The organism is Mycobacterium malmoense (assembly GCF_019645855.1).
Lineage (GTDB): Bacteria > Actinomycetota > Actinomycetes > Mycobacteriales > Mycobacteriaceae > Mycobacterium > Mycobacterium malmoense.
This window is the reverse complement of the sequence record NZ_CP080999.1, coordinates 769,235-791,386: the sequence shown is the minus strand read 5'-3', so window position 1 is coordinate 791,386 and position 22,152 is coordinate 769,235. Positions and strand designations below refer to the sequence as shown.

The 22,152-nt window shown below is 66.5% G+C and carries 24 protein-coding genes; 13 read left to right on the top strand and 11 right to left on the bottom strand.

Annotation, left to right across the window (positions count from 1 at the left end):
• Window positions 1-12: 12 nt before the first annotated feature.
• The 4 genes from K3U93_RS03655 to K3U93_RS03640 form a co-directional block, all read right to left on the bottom strand.
• On the bottom strand, window positions 13-858 hold the full coding sequence (locus tag K3U93_RS03655; RefSeq protein WP_071509717.1) for an ABC transporter permease: 846 nt from the start codon (window positions 856-858) through the stop codon (window positions 13-15).
• Between the two features lie 27 nt (window positions 859-885).
• Window positions 886-1,692 (bottom strand): MlaE family ABC transporter permease, encoded by an 807-nt coding sequence (locus K3U93_RS03650; protein WP_071509718.1) that lies wholly within the window; start codon window positions 1,690-1,692, stop codon window positions 886-888.
• Between the two features lie 333 nt (window positions 1,693-2,025).
• Complete coding sequence (locus tag K3U93_RS03645) at window positions 2,026-3,231, bottom strand: CaiB/BaiF CoA transferase family protein (RefSeq protein WP_071509719.1); 1,206 nt, start codon at window positions 3,229-3,231, stop codon at window positions 2,026-2,028.
• On the bottom strand, window positions 3,228-4,745 hold the full coding sequence (locus tag K3U93_RS03640) for an aldehyde dehydrogenase family protein (RefSeq protein ID WP_071509720.1): 1,518 nt from the start codon (window positions 4,743-4,745) through the stop codon (window positions 3,228-3,230). Before K3U93_RS03640 ends, K3U93_RS03645 begins: the two co-directional genes overlap by 4 nt.
• Before the next feature lie 293 nt (window positions 4,746-5,038).
• Between K3U93_RS03640 and K3U93_RS03635 the strand changes: the two genes are divergently transcribed.
• The 4 genes from K3U93_RS03635 to K3U93_RS03620 are packed head-to-tail and all read left to right on the top strand — an operon-like array spanning window position 5,039 to window position 8,242.
• On the top strand, window positions 5,039-5,740 hold the full coding sequence (locus K3U93_RS03635) for an SDR family NAD(P)-dependent oxidoreductase (RefSeq protein ID WP_071509721.1): 702 nt from the start codon (window positions 5,039-5,041) through the stop codon (window positions 5,738-5,740).
• A 23-nt stretch (window positions 5,741-5,763) separates the two neighbouring features.
• Entirely contained in the window at window positions 5,764-6,639 is an 876-nt protein-coding gene (locus tag K3U93_RS03630; protein ID WP_071509722.1) for a mycofactocin-coupled SDR family oxidoreductase, read from the top strand.
• 29 nt (window positions 6,640-6,668) lie between these two features.
• Entirely contained in the window at window positions 6,669-6,869 is a 201-nt protein-coding gene (locus tag K3U93_RS03625; RefSeq protein WP_071509723.1) for a ferredoxin, read from the top strand.
• Between the two features lie 14 nt (window positions 6,870-6,883).
• Window positions 6,884-8,242, top strand: a complete 1,359-nt coding sequence (locus K3U93_RS03620; protein ID WP_071509724.1) for a cytochrome P450 — start codon at window positions 6,884-6,886, stop codon at window positions 8,240-8,242.
• A gap of 133 nt (window positions 8,243-8,375) precedes the next feature.
• Here K3U93_RS03620 and K3U93_RS03615 read toward each other — a convergent pair whose 3' ends face one another.
• From K3U93_RS03615 to K3U93_RS03600, 4 genes are all read right to left on the bottom strand, one after another.
• Window positions 8,376-9,551: an acyl-CoA dehydrogenase family protein gene (locus K3U93_RS03615; protein ID WP_071509725.1), complete on the bottom strand. Its 1,176-nt coding sequence runs from the start codon at window positions 9,549-9,551 to the stop codon at window positions 8,376-8,378.
• Window positions 9,535-10,533 (bottom strand): acyl-CoA dehydrogenase family protein, encoded by a 999-nt coding sequence (locus K3U93_RS03610; protein WP_071509726.1) that lies wholly within the window; start codon window positions 10,531-10,533, stop codon window positions 9,535-9,537. The genes K3U93_RS03615 and K3U93_RS03610 overlap by 17 nt, the downstream gene beginning before the upstream one ends.
• A 120-nt stretch (window positions 10,534-10,653) precedes the next feature.
• Complete coding sequence (locus K3U93_RS03605) at window positions 10,654-11,304, bottom strand: nitroreductase family protein (RefSeq protein ID WP_071509727.1); 651 nt, start codon at window positions 11,302-11,304, stop codon at window positions 10,654-10,656.
• A 71-nt stretch (window positions 11,305-11,375) separates the two neighbouring features.
• Complete coding sequence (locus tag K3U93_RS03600; protein ID WP_176219875.1) at window positions 11,376-11,531, bottom strand: hypothetical protein; 156 nt, start codon at window positions 11,529-11,531, stop codon at window positions 11,376-11,378.
• 233 nt (window positions 11,532-11,764) lie between these two features.
• Here K3U93_RS03600 and K3U93_RS03595 point away from each other — a divergent pair, with 233 nt between their 5' ends.
• Genes K3U93_RS03595 through K3U93_RS03580 form a run of 4 tightly spaced genes read left to right on the top strand, consistent with a single transcriptional unit; the run spans window position 11,765 to window position 15,333 of the window.
• On the top strand, window positions 11,765-12,856 hold the full coding sequence (locus tag K3U93_RS03595; RefSeq protein WP_071509795.1) for an amidohydrolase family protein: 1,092 nt from the start codon (window positions 11,765-11,767) through the stop codon (window positions 12,854-12,856).
• Between the two features lie 33 nt (window positions 12,857-12,889).
• Complete coding sequence (locus tag K3U93_RS03590) at window positions 12,890-14,035, top strand: amidohydrolase family protein (protein WP_071509729.1); 1,146 nt, start codon at window positions 12,890-12,892, stop codon at window positions 14,033-14,035.
• A gap of 1 nt (window position 14,036) precedes the next feature.
• Window positions 14,037-14,450, top strand: coding sequence for a Rieske (2Fe-2S) protein (locus tag K3U93_RS03585; RefSeq protein WP_071509730.1), 414 nt, complete (start codon window positions 14,037-14,039; stop codon window positions 14,448-14,450).
• 16 nt (window positions 14,451-14,466) lie between these two features.
• The gene (locus K3U93_RS03580; RefSeq protein ID WP_071509731.1) at window positions 14,467-15,333 is read left to right on the top strand and encodes an alpha/beta fold hydrolase; all 867 of its coding nucleotides are present in this window, start codon (window positions 14,467-14,469) and stop codon (window positions 15,331-15,333) included.
• A 5-nt stretch (window positions 15,334-15,338) separates the two neighbouring features.
• Here K3U93_RS03580 and K3U93_RS03575 read toward each other — a convergent pair whose 3' ends face one another.
• On the bottom strand, window positions 15,339-15,812 hold the full coding sequence (locus K3U93_RS03575) for a hypothetical protein (protein ID WP_071509732.1): 474 nt from the start codon (window positions 15,810-15,812) through the stop codon (window positions 15,339-15,341).
• A gap of 36 nt (window positions 15,813-15,848) precedes the next feature.
• Between K3U93_RS03575 and K3U93_RS03570 the strand changes: the two genes are divergently transcribed.
• A complete protein-coding gene (locus K3U93_RS03570) occupies window positions 15,849-17,147 on the top strand; it encodes an NADH-ubiquinone oxidoreductase-F iron-sulfur binding region domain-containing protein (RefSeq protein WP_071509797.1) in 1,299 nt (432 codons plus the stop codon).
• 8 nt (window positions 17,148-17,155) lie between these two features.
• On the top strand, window positions 17,156-17,452 hold the full coding sequence (locus K3U93_RS03565; protein ID WP_071509796.1) for a ferredoxin: 297 nt from the start codon (window positions 17,156-17,158) through the stop codon (window positions 17,450-17,452).
• 122 nt (window positions 17,453-17,574) lie between these two features.
• On the opposite strand, the gene K3U93_RS03560 is transcribed toward K3U93_RS03565, so the two are convergent.
• Window positions 17,575-17,907, bottom strand: a complete 333-nt coding sequence (locus K3U93_RS03560) for a helix-turn-helix transcriptional regulator (protein WP_139796749.1) — start codon at window positions 17,905-17,907, stop codon at window positions 17,575-17,577.
• Between the two features lie 286 nt (window positions 17,908-18,193).
• Entirely contained in the window at window positions 18,194-18,535 is a 342-nt protein-coding gene (locus tag K3U93_RS03555; RefSeq protein ID WP_071509798.1) for a helix-turn-helix domain-containing protein, read from the bottom strand.
• A gap of 249 nt (window positions 18,536-18,784) precedes the next feature.
• On the opposite strand from K3U93_RS03555, the gene K3U93_RS03550 reads away from it, so the two are divergent.
• The 3 genes from K3U93_RS03550 to K3U93_RS03540 are packed head-to-tail and all read left to right on the top strand — an operon-like array spanning window position 18,785 to window position 22,145.
• Window positions 18,785-20,440 carry a thiolase C-terminal domain-containing protein gene (locus tag K3U93_RS03550; protein ID WP_071509733.1) on the top strand — a complete coding sequence of 552 codons (1,656 nt, stop codon included), beginning with the start codon at window positions 18,785-18,787 and terminating at the stop codon, window positions 20,438-20,440.
• The gene (locus tag K3U93_RS03545) at window positions 20,437-21,333 is read left to right on the top strand and encodes an alpha/beta fold hydrolase (RefSeq protein ID WP_071509734.1); all 897 of its coding nucleotides are present in this window, start codon (window positions 20,437-20,439) and stop codon (window positions 21,331-21,333) included. The genes K3U93_RS03550 and K3U93_RS03545 overlap by 4 nt, the downstream gene beginning before the upstream one ends.
• Window positions 21,330-22,145 carry an NAD(P)-dependent oxidoreductase gene (locus tag K3U93_RS03540; protein WP_071509735.1) on the top strand — a complete coding sequence of 272 codons (816 nt, stop codon included), beginning with the start codon at window positions 21,330-21,332 and terminating at the stop codon, window positions 22,143-22,145. Before K3U93_RS03545 ends, K3U93_RS03540 begins: the two co-directional genes overlap by 4 nt.
• Window positions 22,146-22,152 lie beyond the last annotated feature (7 nt).

Here is a 22,152-nt window from a genome sequence, read left to right as displayed (position 1 = left end):
AGGTCTCCTCCCCTACCCGGACAAGTGGAAGTTGCCGTTGGTGCCGTAGATGGACAGCGAAACCAGCAGCGTCACCGACACCACCACGATGAGTGAGGTCCGCACCGCATTACCGGTCGCGACACCCACGCCGGCCGGCCCCCCCGAAGCAAAGTAACCGAAATACGTGTGGATCAACAAGATCGTGAGCGCCATCAGGACGGCCTGCAGGAACGACCACAGCAGGTCGATCGGGTTGAGGAACGTCGTGAAGTAGTGCTGATACAAGCCGCTTGATTGGCCGAACAGCACCACGGTCGTGAACTGGCTGGCGACGAAAGACAGGATGACGGCGATGGAATACAGCGGGGTGATCGCGAGCATTCCGGCCACGATTCGCGTGCTGACCAGATACGAAACCGGCCGGATCGCCATGGATTCCAGCGCGTCGATCTCTTCGTTGATCCGCATGGCGCCCAGCTGCGCGGTCACACCGGCGCCGAAGGTGGCGGCCAATCCGATTCCCGCGACTATCGGCGCCGCGATCCGGACGTTGATGAAGGCCGCCAGGAAACCGGTCAGCGCCTCGATGCCGATATTGCCCAGCGAGCTGTACCCCTGGACCGCCAGCGTGCCACCCGCGGCCAGCGTCAAGAAGCCGACGATCACGAGTGTCCCGCCGATCATCGCCAAAGTTCCCGCACCCATGCTGATTTCGGCGACGAGACGGATCACTTCCCGCCGGTAGTGGGTGGCCGCGAACGGTATCCCGGCAATCGCCTTGCCGTAGAACAACATGTGATCGCCGATCCGGCTCAGGGTGCCGACCGGCTTCTCGAGTTGTCGCGTCAGGCGCGGATAGGCGGCGCGCAGCGTCATCACAGTCTGTCCCTAGACCTCCTTCTGCTACTTGGCCGACATTCGGATGCCGATAGCGGTGACAACCACATTCACCACGAACAGCGACATGAACGCGTAGACCACCGTTTCGTTCACGGCGTTGCCCACGGCCTTCGCGCCACCGCCGGTGATCGTCAGTCCGCGATAACACGCGACCAATCCGGCGATCAGACCGAAAAGCGCTGCCTTGACACAGGAAATGATCACCTCCGGCACGCCCGTCAGCAGGGTGATGCCCGCGGCGAACGCGCCGGGATTGACGTCTTGGACGAACACCGAAAAGACGTAGCCACCCACAATGCCGATGGTGACGACCAGGCTGTTCAGCAGCAGCGCCACCAGGCCCGAGGCCAGCATGCGCGGCGTGACCAGGCGCTGCACCGGATTGATGCCCAGCACCTCCATCGCGTCGATCTCCTCGCGGATCGTGCGCGAACCCAGGTCGGCGCACATCGCCGTGGCACCGGCGCCGGCCACGATCAACACCGTCACCAGCGGGCCGAGCTGGGTCACCGCCCCGAACGCGGCGCCCGCACCGGACAGATCCGCGGCGCCCAGTTCACGCAACAAGATGTTGAGCGTGAAGCTGACCAAGACGGTGAACGGAATCGCCACCAACAACGTCGGCGCCATTGCCACGCGCGCGACAAACCACGACTGCTCCAAGAACTCACGCCACTGGAACGGCCGGCGGAACAAAAACTTGATCGCGTCCGCGGACATCGCGAACAAGCCGCCGATCGCCTCCGCGGGCTTGGAGCCGCGCCCCAACGAGATGCCCGGCGACCAGCGGTCCGCTCCCCTACTCGCCATCGAAGCGAGGTCCTTCCGGCATCGCGACCGTTGACGCTGAAGTAAATATCTCGCCCGAACCAACCACCCTGTGCGCCAGACCGATCCGAGCGGCCGCGGACCGCGGCTGCGCGTCGGTGACCATGCCCTCCATCCTCACGCCAGCCTCCATTCTGTTGCGTGAGTTGGCCGCTCCAACACGAGGGCCCACTCGTCTTGAAGCGTTCGGCGATTATGACTCATGCCGTGCCCGGGCGTAACGAAAAATGCATAACCGTTATCGGAAACGGCGCGGAGGCACGGCGAGTGAGTCGCAACGGAAGCGACGTTCGGTTCAGACATTTCCAGGCAGCCCTACGTGACGGCGCCGGCCGTCTTGAGTTCGATGATGCGGTCCCAGTCGAGCCCGATTTCCATCAGGATCTCGTCGGTCTGCTCGGCGAATCCGGGCGCCGGCCCGGTGTGCGGCGCGGTGACGTCGAATTGGACTGGGTTGGCGACCAAGTCGAGTTCGCCTGCGCGAACCAGATACTCGTTCGCGCGGATCTGCGCGTCATCGACCGCTTGCAACGTGTCCTGCACCGGCGCCCAGGGGCCGGCGAGCGTGGCAAAGCGTTCGCTCCACTCGGCAAGCGTGCGGGTTGCGATCACCTTGGTCAAGATCTCCACCGCATCCGCCGTGTTGGCCGCGATTTTCTCGACGGTGGCAAAGCGCGGATCGTCGGCCAGCTCCGGCAGGTCGACGTGCCGGCACACGTCGGCCCAGAACTTGGTGGGCTGCATCATCACGAAAGAGATGTAGCGGCCGTCGGACGTGGTGTACAGGCCCACCAAGGGGTTGTTGGGCGCACCATGCACACCGGGCGGCGGCGCTTCCAGCCGCTGACCCAGATGCTTCGTCAACGCGACCGTGTGTCCCATCGACCAAAAGCCGCTGCCCAGCAGCGAGACGTCGACGACCGACGGTTGGCCGGTGCGTTCGCGTTTGAGCAATGCCGCCGCGATGCCGCCGGCGAGATTGGTGCCCGAGATGGTGTCGCCGTACGCCGGTCCGGGTGGCGCGATCATGCCGGGCATGCCCGCCGGGGTGATGGTGGCGGCGGTTCCGGCCCGGCACCAGAAGGCGGTCATGTCGTAGCCGCCCTTGGTCGCCTCCTCGCCACGCGGGCCGAGCGCGCTTCCGCGCGCGTAGACGATCTTCGGGTTCACCGCTCGGATGTCGTCGACGTCGATGCCGAACTTTCGCCGGGCGTCGGGCAAAAAACTGGTCAGGAACACGTCGGAGCGGCGGGCCAGCTCGTAGAGCACCTCCTTGCCCTCCGGCACCGACATGTCCAGTCCGATGCTGCGCTTGCCGCGGTTGGCGTGTTCGATGTTGGGGTTCGGGTCGCCCTCGACGCGCAGCATCCCGGTCTGCCGGAGCCCGCGTTGCGGATCGCCCGTCACGGCGTGCTCGACCTTGACCACGTCGGCTCCCCATTCGGCCAGCACGGCACCCGCCGACGGGACGAAGCCGTACATGGCGACTTCCAGGACGCGGATGCCCTCCAGCGGCCTCATGCCGGGGCCCCCTCGGCCGGAATCGCAAAAGTCTTGCGCTCCAAGAATTCCTCGAGCCCGGCGACACCCATCTCACGGCCGATGCCGGACTGCTTGAAGCCGCCGAACGGGCTGTCGGCGCCGAAGTAGTTGCCGCCGTTGATGGAAAACGATCCGGTCCGGATTCGGCGCGCCACCGCCAGCGCCCGGTCCTGGTCGCGGCCGAAGACCGCGCCGGCCAATCCGTAAATCGAGTTGTTGGCGATGCGCACCGCGTCGTCGTCATCGTCGAACGCGATGACGGCCAGCACCGGCCCGAACACCTCGTCCTGGGCGATCTCGCTGTCGGGGTCGACGTTGGTGAGCAGCGTGGGCGCGTAGAAGTAGCCGGGATCCAACCGCTCGCCGCCGGTGACCAGGGTGGCCCCCGTGGCGACGGCCCGCTGGACCATGGCGTCGACCTTGTCCCGCTGGCGCTCGTTGATCAGCGGCCCCATAAACGTTTTCGGATCGGCCGGATTGCCGTGGCGCACCTTGGCGAAGTTCCGTGCAATCAGCTCGACGATTTCGTCGTGGTGCTTTCTGGGCACCAACAGCCGGGACGTGAGCGCGCAGCCCTGGCCGGCGTGGGTGACCATGCTGAACGCCGCGAACATGGCGGCGGCGGCGAAGTCGGCGTCGTCGAGCATGATCACCGCCGACTTGCCACCCAATTCCAGGAAGACACGCTTGACGGTCTGGCTCGCGGCGGCCATGATCTTGCGGCCGACCGCGGTCGACCCGGTGAAGGTGATCACGTCGACGTCGGGACTGGTGGTCAGCGCCTCCCCGACGGCGGGCCCCGAGGAACTGAGCACGTTCACCACGCCGGGCGGGATGTCGGTGTGGTTGGCGATCAATTCACCCAATGCCAGTGTGATCAGCGGGGTGTCGGGGGCGCCCTTGAGCACGACGGTGCATCCGGCGGCCAGCGCGGGGGCCAGCTTGGCCAGCGCGAGCTGGTTCGGATAGTTGTAGGCGATGATCGCGCCCACCACCCCTGCGGCTTCCTTCTCCACCCAACGGTGATGCCGCATGCCCCGCGATTCTTTCTCGCCGAGGTCTTCGGAGAACTGGTAATTACGGAGCAGGTCCGCGTAAAAGCGCACGATGCCGATCGGCTCATCGAGTTGGGCACCCTGGGTGAGCGCACGCGTGGCGCCGACCTCGGCGATGGTTAGCTCACGCAATTCCTCGGCGTGGTCGACCAGCGCCTGATGCAGCTGATCGAGGCAACGGATCCGCAACCCGGCATCGGTTGGCCAGCATGTCGTGTCGAACGCACGCCGGGCCGCCGCGATCGCCGCCTCGGCGTCCTCGACGCCGGCATCCGGAGCATGCCCGATGACGGCAGTCGTGGCGGGATTGATCGAGGGGAACGCCTTGTCGGCGGTGACGAGCCGGCCGTCGATCAGCAGCCGCCGGTCGACCCGCGACCCGGGCGCGGCATCCGCAACGGTCCGTGCGGTGGTCTCTGCCGTGTCCTGCGCTGGCATTCCGTGCCCCCTACTGTGGTGACGGTCACGATAATTTCATTCTCTTCCCGGGCGAATCTTACATTCGACTCTCGAGAATTCAAGGAAGTCTCAGGAATGGGATCGGCCCACTGACCAGCGGCGCAATCGCTCAGGCGTTGGCGCGCTGGGCCTCTCGACGCAGGCCGAGCACGGTTTCGTGGCGATGTTGCACGCCGCTCCAAACCGAGAGTAAGGTTCTCATAATTGTAAGGGCGATTCTTTGTGATTGAGACGGCCACATTTGAAGCAGGGGTTTGCGCGGTGATGAGGACGTGAAGACCGCGGTTGTCACCGGTGGCGGGTCCGGCATCGGTCTGGCCGTCGCGCAACGCCTGCGCACCGACGGCCTGGACGTCGCCACCATCGACCTCCGAGCGTCGGACACCGATCTGGCTTTCACCGCCGACGTGACGGACCGCTCGCAGGTGGATGCCGCGCTGTCGGCGATCCGTGCCCGGCTGGGGCCGGTAACGGTTCTCGTCAACGCCGCGGGCCTGGACGGATTCAAGCGTTTCAGCAACATCACGTTCGCCGACTGGCAGCGGGTGATCGACGTCAACCTCAACGGGGTCTTCCACGTGATTCAGGCCGTGCTGCCCGACATGGTCGAGGCCGGGTGGGGACGGATCGTCAACATCTCGTCGTCGAGCACGCATTCCGGCGCGCCGTACATGGCCCACTACGTGGCGGCCAAGTCCGCGGTCAACGGGCTCACCAAGTCGCTGGCACTCGAGTACGGGCCCAGCGGCATCACCGTCAACGCCGTGCCACCGGGCTTCATCGACACCCCGATGCTGCGCGTCGCCGAGAAAAACGGGTTCCTCGGCGACGTCGAGGAGACCATCGCCCGGACCCCGGTGCGCCGGATGGGCAAGCCGGAAGACATCGCGGCGGCATGCGCCTTTCTCGTGTCCGAGGAAGCCGGCTACATCACCGGCCAGATATTGGGCGTCAACGGCGGCCGAAACACCTGAGCACGTAATCGGAAGGAGCAAGTGTGGGAGACGGCGCACAGGGGCGCGTTCAAGGAAAGGTCGCCTTCGTCACCGGCGCGGCCCGCGGCCAGGGCCGCAGCCACGCGGTGCGGCTGGCCGAGGAGGGCGCCGACATCATCGCCGTCGACCTGTGCCGTGACATCGACACCATCGGGTACCCGATGGCGGCACCGGAGGATCTCGACGAAACTGCCAGGCTCATCGAGAAAACCGGCCGGGGTGCGGTGATCGCCCAGGCGGACGTGCGCGACGCCGCGCAGCTGCGCGCCGCGCTGGACGATGGGCTCGCCGAGTTCGGCCGGCTCGACATCGTGGTCGCCCAGGCCGGTGTCGCCGGGATGAAGGGCCGGCCGCCGTTGCGGGCGTGGTGCGACGTGATCAACACCAACCTGGTCGGCACCATCAACGCGATTCAGGTGGCGCTGCCGCACCTGGGCGCGGGCGCCTCGATCATCGCCACCGGATCCACCGCGGCGCTGATGGACACCGGCAAGAAGGACGTCCCCGGCAACGACCCGGGCGGCATGGCCTACGTGCATTCCAAGCGCGCGATCGCCCATTATGTCCACGACCTGGCAACGGAGCTGGCCCCGTTGGGGATTCGGGCCAACGTCATTCACCCGACCAACTGCAACACCGCGATGCTGCAGAGCGAGCCGATGTACCGCTCGTTTAGGCCGGACCTCGAACACCCGACACGAGCGGACGCCGAGCCGGTTTTCGGCGTGCAGCAGGCGATGAAGGTTCCCTACGTCGAACCCGAGGACATCAGCAACGCCGTCCTGTGGTTGGCCTCCGAGGAGGCCCGGTACGTGACGGGCATGCAGCTGCGCGTCGACGCGGGCGGCTATCTCAAGTGGTACGACTACCACAACTGAGCCGCAACGAACCCTCGCAAGGAGACACCGTGAAGGTCTGGGTTGATCCGGAACGCTGCCAGGGCCATACCCTCTGCTCGATGATCGCTCCGGATTCCTTCCAGCTCAGCGACATTGACGGCAGTTCGTCGGCGATCGACGACGTAGTGCCGCCCGATCGGCAGGACCAGGTGCGCGAGGCCGCGCAGTCCTGTCCGGAGCAGGCCATCATCATCACCGATGAAACATAAAGGGAGACAGTGCGTTGAGTGTCGACGACGTCGTCAGCGACCGTAAGCGAAACCAGTATCACTTCGATCGGCATTCCGCGGAGTACCGGTCGCAGTTCAAGGCGATCACCGAGGAGATGCACGCCCGGTGCCCGATGGCGTGGAGCGACACCTACGGCGGTCACTGGGTCGCGGCCGGCAGCCACGAGGTATTCGAGCTCGCCCGCTGCCCCGCGGTCTCCAATGATCACGACGTCAACAACGAACGCCGTGGCTACAAAGGCATTTCGATCCCGACGGCCAGCCGCATCAACGGCGTGCGGGGCGGCATCCTGGAGATGGACGATCCCGAGCACCGCAGCTACCGCACCGTGCTGAACCCCTATCTCTCACCGGCCGCGGTCAGGCGTTGGGTGCCGTTCATCGACGACGTGACGCGCGCCTGCCTCGACGAGAAGATCGAGGAAGGCAGCATCGACTTCGTCGACGATCTGGCCAACGTCGTGCCGGCCGTCCTGACGCTGGCGATCTTGGGCATCCCCCTGAAGAGATGGAAGATCTACAGCGAGCCAACCCATGCCGCGGTGTACACCCCCGAACACTCCCCGGATATCCAGCGTGTCACCGAAATGCACCGGCAGATGGGGCTCGACCTGGTCAACAGCATGATCGAGATCCGCAAGAACCCGCGGCCCGGCGTGGTCAACGCCTTGGTCGAGATGCGGATCGACGGCGAGCCCGCCCCGGATCTGGAGATCCTGGGCAACCTCGGATTGGTGATCGGCGGCGGCTTCGACACCACGACGGCCCTGACCGCCCATTCGCTGGAATGGCTTTCGGAGCACCCCGACGAGCGGGAACACCTTTCCCGGCACCGCGATACCCTGCTTGATCCCGCGACCGAAGAGTTCCTGCGCTACTTCACCCCGGCGCCCGGTGATGGCAGGACATTCTCCGACGACGTGGCGCTCGACGGCGTGCAGTTCAAAGAGGGTGAGCGACTGTGGATTTCGTGGGCCATGGCCAACCGCGATCCGGCCGTGTTCCCCGAACCGGACAAGGTCGTCCTCGACCGCAAAGGCAACCGCCACTTCAGCTTTGGGATCGGTGTGCACCGGTGCATCGGATCCAACGTGGCGCGGACGGTGTTCAAATCCATGCTGACCGCGGTGCTCGACCGGATGCCCGACTACCATTGCGACCCCGATGGTGCGGTGCATTACGAGACCATCGGCGTCATCCAGGGCATGCGGAAACTGCCGGCCACCTTCACGCCGGGTCGCCGCGTTGGCGCCGGCCTCGACGAGACCCTCGACAAGCTGCAGCGCGTCTGCGACGAGCAGGAGCTGGCCCGACCCGTCACCGAACGCAAAGAGGCCGCGGTCATCGAGTAAATCCTCTCCGCCGAGCGTCACGCCAGAGTGGCACTCGTCGCCCAACGTTGCGCCAGCGTGACCCTCGGCGGGCGGTGTCCCCAGCTCGGCGGGCGGTGTCCCCAGCTCGGCGGGCGGTGCCCCCAGCTCGGCGCTAGCCGCGCGGCAGGCCGAGCACCCGCTGGGCGATGATGTTGCGCTGGATTTCCGAGGTGCCGCCGGCGATGGTGCCGGAGAAGCTGCGGGCGTAGCGCTCGAACCAGCTGGCGAAGTAGTGGTCCAGGTTCATCGGCGCATACGGGCCGGTCTGCCCCGGGTGGATGAGCCCCTCGGCCCCGGCGGCCGTCAAAGCGAGTTCAGTGCCCCGTAATTCGGCTTCGGAACCCAGGAGCTTGAGGACGGAGATCGCGGCCACGTCGTCTTCGCCGCGGGCGGCGCGGGCCAACGCCACCGAGCCCAGAAGGCGCAGAGCCTGTTTGTCCATGATCGTGGTGGCGTAGTGGTCGCGCTCAAGCTCGGTACCGGGATGAAAGTCGGCGATCAGGTTGTCGAGCCGATCCGCAAAACCCAACCACATCATCGTGCGCTCGTGTCCAAGCGACCCGTTGGCCACCCGCCACCCCTCGTTGAGCGGGCCGACGAGGTTCTCGGCCGGGACCCGCGCGTCGGTGAAGAACACCTCGTTGAAGTCCAGGTCATCGACGGAACAGATCGACGGGAATGGCCGGCGCACGACGCCCGGGGTATCGGTCGGGATCAGCAATACGCTGATTCCCTTGTGTTTTGGTACATCCGGGTTGGTCCGCACGAAGGTCAACAACACGTCGGCGTGATGAGCCCCGGAGGTCCAGACCTTCTGCCCGTTGACCACGAAGTGGTCGCCGTCCAGCACCGCGCGGGTGCGCAGCGACGCCAGATCCGAGCCCGCGCTGGGTTCGCTCATCCCTAGCGAAGCGGTGATCTCGGCCCGCAGGATCGGCACCGCCCACCGCCGTTTTTGCTCGTCGCTTCCGAACGACAACAACGACGCCGCAACGATATTCACACCCTGCGGGTTGAAGCTGTGATAGATCCGCCGGCGGCACAATTCCTCGAGATGGACGAACTGCTGGACAACCGTCGCGTTGCGCCCGCCGAATTCCGGGGGCTGACCGGGCAGCAGCCAACCGTTGTCGAACAGCAGCCGCTGCCAGCGCCGGGCCCACTGCGGCATGTGGGAGACCGAGCGGGGACGTTCCAGGGTTTCGCTTGCGGGAGGCAGGTTTTCGTCGAGGAATGCCGCGAATTCCGCCCGAAACGCCTCGACGTCGGGATCAAAAGTCAGCTGCACGGTACTCCTCGGCGATTCGCGCCCGATGCTCCGCCGCGCCGCCGAGCATGAGCTCACCCGCCTTGGCCCGCTTGAGCGCGAACTGCAGATCGTTCTCCCAGGTGAACCCCATCGCGCCGAAAAGCTGTAAGCCGTGCCGGAATACCAGCGACTGGCACTCCCCCGCCGATGCCTTGGCCATCGCGGCGGCCAGCCGGCGCCTGGGATCGTCGGCGGAGATCGTCAACGCGGCGAAGTAGGCCAGCGCCCGCGCCCGCTCCACCGCCACGTGCATGTCGGCGGCCTTGTGCTGAACGGCCTGGAACGAGCCGATCGGCACGCCGAATTGCTGCCGGTTGCGGGCGTGCTCGAGGACCAGATCGAGGATGCGTTGGCAGGCCCCGACCATCGTGAGCGCCATGCCCGTCAACGCAAGGTGGTGCGCGCGCTCGCGATCAACGGTCAGCCGCTCGGTGTCGGGCACGCGGACCTCGCTAAAGGACAGGTCGGCGATGTGCAGGACGGGGTCAAACACCGCCGAGCGGCGAACCGACACCTGATCGGACGCGACGACGAACACCCCGGCGTCGGTCACCACCGCCAGCCGATCGACGCGGTCACCATCGAGGACATGGCGTGCCGCGCCGTCCAACACCCAGCCGTCGGCGTCCCGGTGTGCCGAAACCCCGTCGTACACGGCGGTGCCCGACTCGTGCGGGTCGAACCGATCTCCGGCCAACGGCGCGAACTGGCTCATCGTGGCCAAAAACGGGGTGGGGTCGGTCGCCCGTCCCAACTCTTCGAACACGATGGCCAGCTCGACGGCGCTGGCCGGATCGTTCAGCTCGGTCCAGCCCTGATCCACATAGGACTTCCACAACGGGCTCGGGTCGACGCCGTCCTCGGCCACACCGCGAACCAGTGAGGGCGGGCACTGCTTGGTGACGACATCGCGAACGGTCTTCTGCCACAGCCGCTGATCAGCATCGAACTCCAACAGCATGAGGGCCGCCTCCCGTAGTCACCGCCACGGCGAGAATATCATTCTCTATGGCGGAAGTAATAATCTCGGAAACTGGTTATGAGGTGCCCAAACACGACAAGCGTCTTCGCCAAGTCCTGGCTACACGGTGGCCACCAGGGCGTCGGCGGATTCGCCCCAGCGGTCGAGGTTCACGAATTCGGCGAGCGGGCGACGGCGAAGCGGCCCGTGCTTGCCCTTGGGCCAGCCGACCACGATGTGGCCGGCGATCATCCAGTCGTCGGGCACGCCGACGGCTTCCCGCAGCGGCCGCTCGCCACCATACGAAGCCCAGCTGGTGAGGCATGCCCCCAGACCTTGGGCCCGCGCGGCCAGCAGAAAATTCTGCATGGCAGGAAAGATCGACCCGCCGAGCAGGAGCTCGGACGCGGTCGGATAGTGCTGTTGCGCGAACAGGACCGAAACGAATTCGCCCGCGCGATCATGCAATTCGTAGGTGGCGCGGTAGGTGCGGGCGCGGCGGCTGTTGTCGGCGTCGGCGGGCCGGCTCATCCCATAGACCGGCTCGATCACGTCCAAGGCGTGCGCCGCCGCCTTGGCCACGACGGCCCGCTGCTCGGGCGATCGCAGCACGACGAACCGCCAGCCCTGCGCGTTGGCGCCCGACGGAGCCCACCTGGCCGCTTCGAGGCACCGCGCCAACGTCGCGTCGTCGACCGGCTCGTCGGTGAACCGCCGGATCGTCCGGGCGGTCGACATGACTTCCCAGACGTCACTGCTTGCTGCCGTCATGGTCGCTCCTTCTCTAGTTCCGTCGGCCCGGACACTGTGATGCAACCTAGCGGCATGCGCGACATGGGGTATCAGGCCCGCGCCCGAAATCGGCGGCGCGGGACCGAATTCACCAGGTCGGCGATGGTAACCGTTGCCAGGTCGGCAGGATTGCGGCCGCGACCCGGCAGGCCCACCGCGAACACACGTAATTTCGGTTCCTGCCAAGCCAATTCGGCGACGGTCAAGTCCCAGCAGTCAGTGGCGTGCGCGCGCCCACCCGCGAGCCGGAGAATGGTATTATCCGAATTCAAGAACTGGACTTACCCTCGCGACCCCAATATCGACGATTAGCAGGAACGATGACTAACCGAAACGCTTACTGGAAAACCATTGATTGACCGTCGACGAGAATGTTAGGTTGGCTATCAGATGACCCGACCCGGCTCGCTTTGGCTACCGGAGTCGAAGGGTGGTTTTCGTGATCGAGCACGCTGACGGAGCCCGCACACCGCTGATCGACGCCAGCGTGCACATCTTCTTTCCGTCCAACAAGGACCTGCGCTCCTTCCTGCGCGAGCCGTTCAAGAGCCGCGGATTCCCCGACTACGAGATGGACTGGTATGGGGCGCCGGGCGGCGAATACGCGCCGAACACCGAAGGACCGGACCGCCAGTATCCCGGTTCGGATCCGGAATTCGTTGCCAACGAACTGTTTTCGAACCGCGGCGTCGATGTGGCGATCCTGCATCCGATGGGGCGCGGCATCATGCCCGACCGGCACCTGGGCACGGCGCTGCACGCCGCGCACAACGAGATGATGGTGTCGCGCTGGCTCGAGCACGACGAGTTCGGCGACCGGTTCCGCGGCACCGTCCGGGTCAACCCCGACGACATCGCCGGCGCCGTGCGCGAAATCGAAAAATGGCGCGCGCACCCGCGCGTGGTCCAGATCGGCGTTCCGCTGCAATCCCGCGAGCTCTACGGCAAGCCGCAGTTCTGGCCGCTGTGGGAGGCCGCCGCCGACGCGAACCTCCCGGTCGCGGTGCACATCGAGACGGGTGAGGGCATCGGGTTTCCCCCGACTCCATCCGGGCACACCCTGACCTACGAGCAATACGTCAGCTTCATGGCGCTGAACTACCTCTATCACCTAATGAACATGATCGCCGAGGGCGTGTTCGAGCGCTTTTCGACGCTGAAGTTCGTCTGGGCCGACGGTGCCGCGGACTTTCTGACGCCGTTCATCTGGCGGATGGACACGTTCGGCCGGCCGCACCTGGAACAGACGCCGTGGGCGCCGCGGATCCCAAGCGACTACCTCCCCGGCCACGTGTACTTCGTGCAGGGCGGCCTCGACGGTCCCCCCGACACCGAATTCGCCGGCGAGTGGTTCGGCTTCACCGGCAAGGACGACATGGTGATGTTCGGCTCCAGCTATCCGCACTGGCAAAGCAATGACGTCCGCCGGCTGCCGAGATCGCTGTCGGCCGAACAACGCGACAAGCTGTGCTGGCGCAACGCGGCCGGCCTGTACGGGATCGACATTTCGGTCGACCTTGCAGCGGGCTAGTCGCAGAATATGAAGTGAACAAGGGAGATCACGATGACGCTGACCCATATGCAGGAACGCGTTCCCGCCGCCGAACGCATCGCCGTCCGGTGTGTCGACTCGGATGTCCACCCGGTGCCCAAACGCGGCGAGCTGACGCAGTACATCCCGGAACCGTGGCGCAGCAAGTTCTTCCTGGACCACAAGGTGGGCGAGCTGATCTACTACGACGCTCCCGACTACGCCCACAGCTTCGCGATGCGCACCGACACCTTCCCGCCCGACGGCGAGTTCCCGGGCAGCGACCCGGACATGGCGTTTCGCCAGCTGATCATGGAGGCCGGCTCCGACATCGCGATCCTGGAGCCCGGCGGGCGCACGCCGCGCCTGGCGGAGGCGCACCAGGCGTTCTCGAGCGCCTTGAACGACTGGCAGGCCAACCACTGGCTCGACAGCCACAACAACTGGCACGAACGCTGGCGGGGTTCCATCTGCGCGGCGGTCGAGGATCCCGAGGGGGCGGCGCGCGAGATCGAAAAGTGGGCCGGGCACCCGTATATGGCGCAGATTCTGATCAAGGCCGAGCCGCGGCCGTCATGGGGCCACCCGAAATACAACCCGATCTGGACGGCCGCCACCAAACACGACATCACGGTGAGTTGTCACCTGTCACGCAGCAACTACGAGATGCTGCCGACGCCGCCGGTCGGCTTCCCCAGCTACAACCACGACTTCATGGTCACGTACTCGCTGCTGGCCGCCAACCAGGTGATGAGCCTGATCTTCGACGGCGTCTTCGACCGGTTCCCGACGCTGCGGATCGTGTTCGTCGAGCACGCCTTCACCTGGATCCTGCCGCTGATGTGGCGCATGGACGCGATCTATGAGGCACGCCAGCGGCGCGTCGACATCAAGCGCAAGCCGTCGGAATACGTCAAGGAGCACATCAAGTTCACCACCCAGCCGCTGGACTACCCGGAAGACAAGACCGAGTTGACCCGCGCCATGGAGTGGATGGAGTGCGACAAGATCCTGCTGTACTCCTCGGACTACCCGCACTGGACGTTCGACGACCCACGCTGGCTGGTGAAGCACCTTCCCAAGGCGGCCCGGGACGCGGTGATGTACAAGAACGGGATCGCGACCTACCACCTCCCCGAGACCGTGCCGGTCCTCGAGGGTCAGGTCCGGGTGCTCTGAATTGGCGTCTGAAAAAGAAGGGGCAATCACCCAGCGGCCCCAGCCCCGCCTCGCCCAGGGCCGCGAGCACGTCGTCGCCACGGTGGACGAAATCCCGCCGGGCAGCCACAAGCTGGTGCCCATCGGCCGGCACGGCGTCGGCGTCTACAACGTCAACGGCACCTTCTACGCCATCGCGAATTACTGCCCGCACCAGGGCGGTCCGCTGTGCTCCGGCCGCCCCCGGGGACGGACCATCGTCGACGAGACCGCCGCCGGTGACGCGGTCATGGTGCGCGATATGGAGTACATCTATTGCCCCTGGCATCAATGGGGTTTCGAGCTGGCGACCGGCACCACCGCGGTCAAGCCGGAGTGGAGCATCCGCACCTACCCGGTGCGGGTCGTCGACAATGACGTTCTGGTGATGGCGTGACGCTACGGGAGAATCTGTGTCTTCTATCGAGGTGAACGGGGGAAACGTTGTCTACGAGATCCTCGGAGACGCAGGCGAACTCATCGCCCTGACACCGGGCGGCCGGCTCAGCAAGGAAATCCCGGGCCTGCGTCCGCTGGCCGAGGCGCTGGTCGCCGGCGGCTATCGGGTGCTGCTGTGGGACCGGCCCAATTGCGGTGCGTCCGACGTGCAGTTCTACGGCCAAAGCGAGTCACACATGCGCGCCGAGACGCTGCACGGCCTGCTGCGCGCGCTCGGTGTTGACCGGTGCATCCTCGCCGGAGGCTCCGGCGGGGCAAGGGATTCCATCCTCACGACGATGCTCTACCCCGAACTCGTCGAGAAACTGGTGGTGTGGAACATCGTCGGCGGCATCTACGGCACGTTCGTGCTGGGTTCCTATTACGTGGTCCCCAGCATTCTCGCGGCGCGTGGCACCGGAATGGAGGGAGTGCTGAAGGTCCCCGAGTGGCGCGAGCGCATCGAGGAGAACCCGAACAACAAGCAACGGTTCCTCGACCTGGACCGCGACGAGTTCCTCAGGGTGATGCTGCGCTGGCTCAACGCGTTCGTATCCAAGCCCGGACAGACCATTCCCGGTGTCGACGACGAAATGTTCGACCGCATCAGGGTTCCGACGCTGATCATCCGGGGCGGCGAAAACGACTGGGATCATCCCAAGCGGACGTCGCTGGAAGTCAGCTGCCTGATCAAGGGGTCGAAGCTGATCGACCCGCCCTGGCCGGAGGACGCGTGGGAGCGCGCCTCCGAAGACCGCGCCGCGGGCCGGGTGCAGCACTTCAACATGTTCGACACCTGGGTGCTCGCGGCGCCCCCGATCCTCGAATTCTTGGGCTCCTGATGCGTTTATACGATGCGGATGTGGACCTCACAGTTGAGCGAGGCCTCGAGGGCCGTGTGGATCCGGCTTTCCGGAATCCGCTCCAGGTCCGCTTCGCGCAATGTCACATGGACGACGTCGAAGCCGTCGTCGCCGGGCTCCCGGACGATCTCGCCGGTGAGCCCGAACGCGGACAGCACACCGTGCGCGTCGTCGTCGGTTCCCCGGCTGATAAAGGTGACTACGCCGGCCGCCAGGCTGGCACCAAAGGCCTTGGCACACAGGTCAACTCCGGTGCTCTTGACGGAGTCGGCGTCGTCACCGGCGATGAGCAGCTCCACCTCGCGGCGACTGGCCGGCATCGCCGCGAGATTGTTGTCGACCACGTCCGCGCCGATCTCGTGGGCAAGCCCGAGGAGCGCGGTCATGCCCTGGCTTAACTCTGCGGCCGTGAGTAGACCGGACGGGTCGACGTTGACGCGCACCACGGCAGTTCGCATGTGCGCAAGCCTAATCGCGGCGTTGGGAGCCGGCTGATGGAAACCAGCGCCGCGCCGGCCATCACCGTCACCACCTGGCCCGGCTGTCCGTCGCGACTGCTGGGCGATCGGCCCGGCCACTCGCGGGAGGACTACCCGGCTTACCGGGAGCTCGGCGGCTACCGGCCACTTGCCGACGCCGACGACCTGCTCGACGAGGTCGAACGCAGTGGACTGCAGGGCCGCGGCGGAGCGGCTTTTCCGCTCGCGGTGAAGCTGTGTGCCGTGCGCGACAACGGGCGCCGGGCAGGCGGCGCGGTCGTCGTCGCGAACGGCGAGGAGGGTGAGCCGGCCTCAATCAAGGACCGCTGGCTGCTGCGGCACCGCCCGCACCTGGTTCTCGACGGGCTGCGGCTGGCCGCGGCGACGGTGGCGGCCGACCGCGCCTACGTCTACGTGTCCGATCCGGAATCCGCCCGCAGCGTGGAAGCCGCGCTGACGGAACATGCGTTCGGCGACACCGCGATTGAGCTGTTCCGCGTCGACCCGGGATACATCGCCGGCGAGGAGACCGCGGTCACCCGCGCGATCAACGGCGGCCCGGTCAAGCCGACGGACAAGCCGCCGCGGCCGTTCCAGAAGGGCGTCGGCGGGCGTCCCACCCTGGTGAGCAATGTCGAGACCCTGGCCAACCTGCCCTACCTGCAGCGGCACGGCGCGGCGGCATTCCGCTCGCTGGGCACCTCGTCCTCGCCCGGCACCTTCCTGGTAACCCTCACCGGCGGCGGACGCCCGCCGGGCCTCTACGAGATCCCGCACGGCCTGCCATTCCGCGAACTGCTTGCCCTGCACGGGGTTTCACCCGAGCACGTGCAAGGCGCGCTGCTGGGCGGCTATTTCGCCGGGCTGCTCAATCGGGCCGTGCTGGATGCCACGTTGGACCACGAGACGCTGCGTGGCCTCGGCGCCGGCCTGGGTTGTGGCGCGATCGCGGTGATCACCGACGACTGCCCGGTCGCGGTCGCCGCCTCCGTGCTGGCTTACTTCGACCGCGAAAACGCCGGACAATGCGGTTCGTGTTTCAACGGCACCGCGGCGATGGCCGCCGTTGCCGGCGCGCTGCGCGATGGTGTCGCCACGCCCGAGGACCTCGACCGGCTGCGGCGCTGGTCGGTGACGCTGCGCGGCCGCGGGGCCTGCGCCACCCTGGACGCCGCAACCAATGTGGCAGCGAGCCTGCTCGACCGGTTCCCGAGAGCGGTGGCGCACCACCTCGACAACGCCTGTAAACCATGCCACGCCAGCGTGTTTCGCGCCGAAAGGCCCTACGAGGTGGAGGCGGTGGTATACGCGTGACCCGGGGCATGAGAATCCACCTCGACCGCACCCTCTGCGACGGCTTCGGCATCTGCGCCAAGCATGCGCCCAAATATTTCTCGCTCGACGACTGGGGATACGCGTGTTTGGTCGGGGACGGCACCGTCGCCGAGGCCGACCGCGACGCGGTCATGCGCGCGCTAATGGATTGTCCCGTGCACGCCATCATGGAATTGGACGAACGCCGACCCGACGACGTGCCGCCGCCTACAAGCGGCGACGAGGATCCCACCGCGCACCTCAAAACCGAGGCGAACGAAGCCGAGTGGGGTTTCACGCGTTGATCTTTCCTTGCCCCACGCTGCGGATCACGTCGCCCCAGCCGGTGGGCGGCGGGCCGAAGTCGGGCGTTAATCCCATATGTCACATCGGCAACTCGCTGGCCGGCATGGGCGATGCGTCCACCTCATAGCGACTGACCCAACAGTGTGTCGCTATGAGGTGGACAAAAGAGCAGGTGCCTGCGACGCCGAGACGCGAGTGACCGCTGCGCCACTACAGGATGATGGCCAGCAGTAGACGCACCAGCTCGGCTTGCCGGTGTGTCGGTCTTGTCGGATATGTGTTGCAGGTGCGTGTTGACGGTCGCCCGCGATAACGCCAGATCCGCCGAAATGGGCGTCAGACCGTCGCCACGCATTACGCGCAGTGCCACATCGGCTTCGGCGTTGGTCAGGCCGAAGAGGCGGCGTATCAACATCTTTGGCGGTTCGGGTTCCTGCTCGGGATCGATGATCATCACCAGGGCTTTGGCCGAGGCGGGGTGCTAGTGATTTGGTTGCTAGAAACTTCCCAGATCAACTTAGCCATTCCTGCCTCGTCCTCGTCATTGGCGGTGGATAAACGGGGAGCGCGTGATCCGATGCCTGCATGGAACAGGATCACGTGGCCGGCTTGGCGACGAGGATGACGCTACCGGTGAGCGTCGGGGAGCTGCCGTACGATCCTCGCTCATGCACGGCGCGATGACCGGATGGCACGAAGGATGAATATTTCGGTCGTAACCCGCGCTCGGTGAAGTCGGATTAGCCGGTCGCGGTGAGCATCGGCTCGGTGATCCTTTTCCGTTCCTCGGCGGACATGGGAGTCAGCGTGACCTTCAATCCGAGCGCCGCTGCTAGCTCAGCCACGGTGGCCAAGGTCGGGTTCACGGTCTGTGCGGACAGCAGACGGCGCACTACGCTCGGGTCCGAACCGATCGCGCGGGCAAGCTGTGCCTTGGTGAGGTTCGACGCCTCTCGTGCGTCATCCAGCTGATTGAGTACGGCGTCGATAGCAGCGATGCGCGCCGATTCAGCGGCAAAGTGCCGTGCAAACTCACAGTCCTTAAGCCGCTCGGCCAGCAGAGCATTGAACGTCTCGGACATGATGAATTCCTCCCTTCGAGTCTCCACGACGTTATGTGGCATAAATGTTACGCCCAGTAGAAGAATCCAGACAACAGCCCCGGCATTCCGCAACGAAAGCTGACCTGCGGGCCCGTGGATCACGGCGTAGGTTTCCGCGGTCACTCGGGCGCTCCGGCCTGGATCGTCCCCGCCCGGAACTGATAACGTAATTCTCCGATTCGTATAACGCGCCTACCGAGTTCTTCGGGCGGCCGTCCGGGAGGTGATGTGTCAGCAGCATCGGGACGCCCGCTACCCCTGGTCACCGACGAAAACGAGTTCTTCTGGACGTCGGGTGCCGACGGCGCGCTGCGGCTGCAGGAATGCCGGGCCTGCGAATCGCTGATCCACCCGCCGGCTCCGGTGTGCCGGTATTGCCGCTCCCGCGACATGGGTGTGCGGGCCGTTTCCGGCAAGGCCACGCTGGCCGGATTCACCGTGAACCATCGGTTCAGCCTGCCCGGGCTGCCGGCGCCGTACGTGGTCGCGCAGGTGGCGATCGCCGAGGACCCTCGGGTCCGGCTGACCACCAACATCGTCGAGTGCGATCCCGATCGGCTCGAACTCGGTCAGCAAGTGGAGGTTGTCTTCGAGCGGGCCGAAGACGTGTGGCTGCCGCTGTTTCGGCCGATCGCCGAAGCGCAGCCCGCTCCCCTGCCCGACGACGAGATCGCGCCGGAACGCTTCGGCGAACACGTCCGGCCCATGCTGACGGCGGAGAAGTTCGAAGACAAGGTCGCGCTCACCGGGATCGGCATGTCGAAGATCGGCCGCCGGCTGATGCGGCCGCCGCTGTCACTGACGGTGGACGCCTGCGAGGCCGCGATCGCCGATGCGGGGCTGACGTTCGCCGACATCGACGGCCTGTCCACCTATCCCGGCGGCGGTAATCTCGGCGGCTTCGGCGAGGGTGGGGTGACCGCGTTGGAGGCGGCGCTGGGCATCCGGCCGACGTGGCACAACGGCGGCATCGAAACGTTCGGCCCCGGCGGGTCGGTGATCGCCGCGATGCTCGCCGTCGCCGGCGGCCTGGCCCGTCACGTGCTCTGCTTCCGGACGCTGTGGGAAGCCACCTACAACGAGCTGATGAAGCAGGGCAAGATCACCCCGTCGAGCGGCCGCACCGCCGGCTGGCAGTTCCCGTTCGGCGCCACGTCGGCGGCCCATACGCTGGCGATGAACGCGCAGCGGCACTTCCACCGTTACGGCACAACGAAAGAGACGCTGGGCTGGATCGCGCTGAACCAGCGGGCCAACGCCGAACTCAACCCGACCGCGGTCTATCGGACGCCGATGACGATGGACGACTACCTCAACGCGCGGCCCATCACCACGCCGTTCGGGCTCTACGACTGCGACGTGCCGTGCGACGGCGCGATAGCCGTCATCGTCTCCGCCGTCGACGCCGCCCGCGACCTCGCCAAGCCGCCCGTCCTGGTCGAGGCGGTGGGGACACAGATCATCGAGCGAATCGATTGGGACCAAAGCACTTTGACCCACGAGCCGCAGGTGCTAGGCCAGGCGGCGCACGTGTGGACGCGCACGTCGCTGCGACCCGCCGACGTCGACGTCGCCGAGCTGTACGACGGGTTCACCATGAACTGCCTGTCCTGGATCGAGGCGCTGGGCTTCTGCGGGATCGGCGAGGCCAAAGAGTTTCTCGACGGCGGCAAGAACATCGCGCGCGACGGCCAACTGCCGCTCAACACGCACGGCGGCCAGCTCTCGCACGGCCGCACCCACGGCATGGGCCTGCTGCACGAGGCGGTCAGCCAGCTGCGCGGGGAGGCCGGCGACCGGCAGGTCGCCGGCGCCCGCGTCGGCGTGGTCAGCAGCGGCGGCCTCACCCCCAGCGGCGTCCTCTTGTTGCGGGCCGACGCATGAGTGCCGCGCCTCGCCCGAGGGTGGTGATCGTCGACGGCGTGCCGATGTCGGCGCTGGTCGCCGAAGCGGAGCGGCCCACAGCGGTGATCGTCGCCATCCACGGCGGAGGCACCACCGCCGTCTACTTCGACTGCCCGGGCCACCCGTCGTTTTCGTTGCTAAGGACCGGCGCCGCAGCCGGATTCACCGTGGTGGCGCTGGACCGGCCCGGCTACGGCAGCTCCACTCCCTACCCGGAGGCAATGGCCCGGCCCGAGCAGCGGGTCAATCTCGCCTACGGGGCGGTGGACCGCATCCTCGGGGAACGGCCGCGCGGCGCGGGCTTGTTCGTGATGGGCCATTCGGGCGGCTGCGAACTGGCGATGCGGATGGCCGCCGACGAGCGCGGCGCCGATCTGCTCGGCGTCGAACTGGCCGGCACCGGCCGGCACTATCACCCCGCGGCCCGCGAAATGCTCAAGACGGCAACCAGGGAACGCCGGCCGGCGGGCCTGCGCGAGCTGTTATGGCACCCGCAGCGGCTGTATCCGCCCGAGGTCCTCACCGGGGTCACGGTTTCTCCGACGGCCCCCGCCTACGAGGACCAGATGGTGTCGGATTGGGCCCGACAAACCTTCCCGGCGCTCGCCCCCGCCGTGCGCGTCCCGGTGCATTTCAGCATCGCCGAGTACGAAAGGGTCTGGCAGACCGACGATTCGGCGTTGGCCGAGATCGCCGGCCTGTTCTCCGCCGCGCCGCGGTTCGCCGTGCACAGACAACCCGAGGCGGGGCACAACATCAGCCTCGGCCACACCGCCGCGGATTACCATTCGAAGGTCTTTGCGTTCGCGGACGAATGTGTGGCCACCCGCGCGAATCCCGTTGACCCAGAAGCCGATTTGGAGGCCGGGTGAGAGTCGGATTCATCGGGCTGGGCAGCCAGGGCGCACCCATGGCGCGGCGGATCATCGAGGGCGGCTACGAGACGACCCTGTGGGCGCGCAGGCCCGCGACGCTGGAGCCATTCGCCGGCACCCCGGCGAAGGTTGCCGAGTCACCGGCCGAACTCGCCGCGGCCAGCGATCTGGTCTGCCTATGCGTCGTCGGCGACGCCGACATCGCGGAAATCACCGGCGGCGAGGACGGCCTGTTGGCGGCGATGAAACCGGGCAGCGTCATCGCGGTGCACAGCACGGTGCATCCCAACACCTGCCGGGAGCTGGCGAAAAATGCTGCCGTCAAGGGTGTTTCGGTCATCGACGCACCGGTGAGCGGCGGCGGTCCGGCGGCGTCGGAAGGGCGCCTGCTGGTGATGGTCGGTGGCGACGCCGGCGTCGTCGAGCGCTGCCGCCCCATCTTTGAAACCTACGCGGATCCCGTCGTTCATCTCGGCGAGCTGGGTTCCGGCCAAACCACCAAGCTGCTCAACAACTTATTGTTCACCGCCAACCTGGGCACGGCGGCCACCGCCCTCTCGCTGGCCCAGGCACTCGGCGTCTCCCCCGACCGCCTCACCGAAGTCGTCTCGCGCAGCAGCGGGAACAGCTTCGCGCTCAACGCCCTTGGCGGAGTCGGCGGCCTGGAGCGGCTGGCCGGCCTCGCGGGCACGCTGCTGCAGAAGGACGTCCGGTTGATCGTCGACCTCGCCGAGAAGGCCGGGGCTCGCGCCGGGGCAGTGCTCGACGCCGCCGACGCCGCGCTGGCCATGATGGGCCATCCCCGATGAAGGCCCC

Coding starts and splice junctions, on each gene's coding strand:
- K3U93_RS03655 (WP_071509717.1), bottom strand. CDS start 858: ATGACGCTGCGCGCCGCCTATCCGCGCCTGACGCGACAACTCGAGAAG.
- K3U93_RS03650 (WP_071509718.1), bottom strand. CDS start 1,692: ATGGCGAGTAGGGGAGCGGACCGCTGGTCGCCGGGCATCTCGTTGGGG.
- K3U93_RS03545 (WP_071509734.1), top strand. CDS start 20,437: ATGAGTGCCGCGCCTCGCCCGAGGGTGGTGATCGTCGACGGCGTGCCG.
- K3U93_RS03560 (WP_139796749.1), bottom strand. CDS start 17,907: ATGATCATCGATCCCGAGCAGGAACCCGAACCGCCAAAGATGTTGATA.
- K3U93_RS03645 (WP_071509719.1), bottom strand. CDS start 3,231: ATGAGGCCGCTGGAGGGCATCCGCGTCCTGGAAGTCGCCATGTACGGC.
- K3U93_RS03610 (WP_071509726.1), bottom strand. CDS start 10,533: ATGCTGTTGGAGTTCGATGCTGATCAGCGGCTGTGGCAGAAGACCGTT.
- K3U93_RS03565 (WP_071509796.1), top strand. CDS start 17,156: ATGAGAATCCACCTCGACCGCACCCTCTGCGACGGCTTCGGCATCTGC.
- K3U93_RS03640 (WP_071509720.1), bottom strand. CDS start 4,745: ATGCCAGCGCAGGACACGGCAGAGACCACCGCACGGACCGTTGCGGAT.
- K3U93_RS03590 (WP_071509729.1), top strand. CDS start 12,890: ATGACGCTGACCCATATGCAGGAACGCGTTCCCGCCGCCGAACGCATC.
- K3U93_RS03555 (WP_071509798.1), bottom strand. CDS start 18,535: ATGTCCGAGACGTTCAATGCTCTGCTGGCCGAGCGGCTTAAGGACTGT.
- K3U93_RS03605 (WP_071509727.1), bottom strand. CDS start 11,304: ATGACGGCAGCAAGCAGTGACGTCTGGGAAGTCATGTCGACCGCCCGG.
- K3U93_RS03575 (WP_071509732.1), bottom strand. CDS start 15,812: ATGCGAACTGCCGTGGTGCGCGTCAACGTCGACCCGTCCGGTCTACTC.
- K3U93_RS03570 (WP_071509797.1), top strand. CDS start 15,849: ATGGAAACCAGCGCCGCGCCGGCCATCACCGTCACCACCTGGCCCGGC.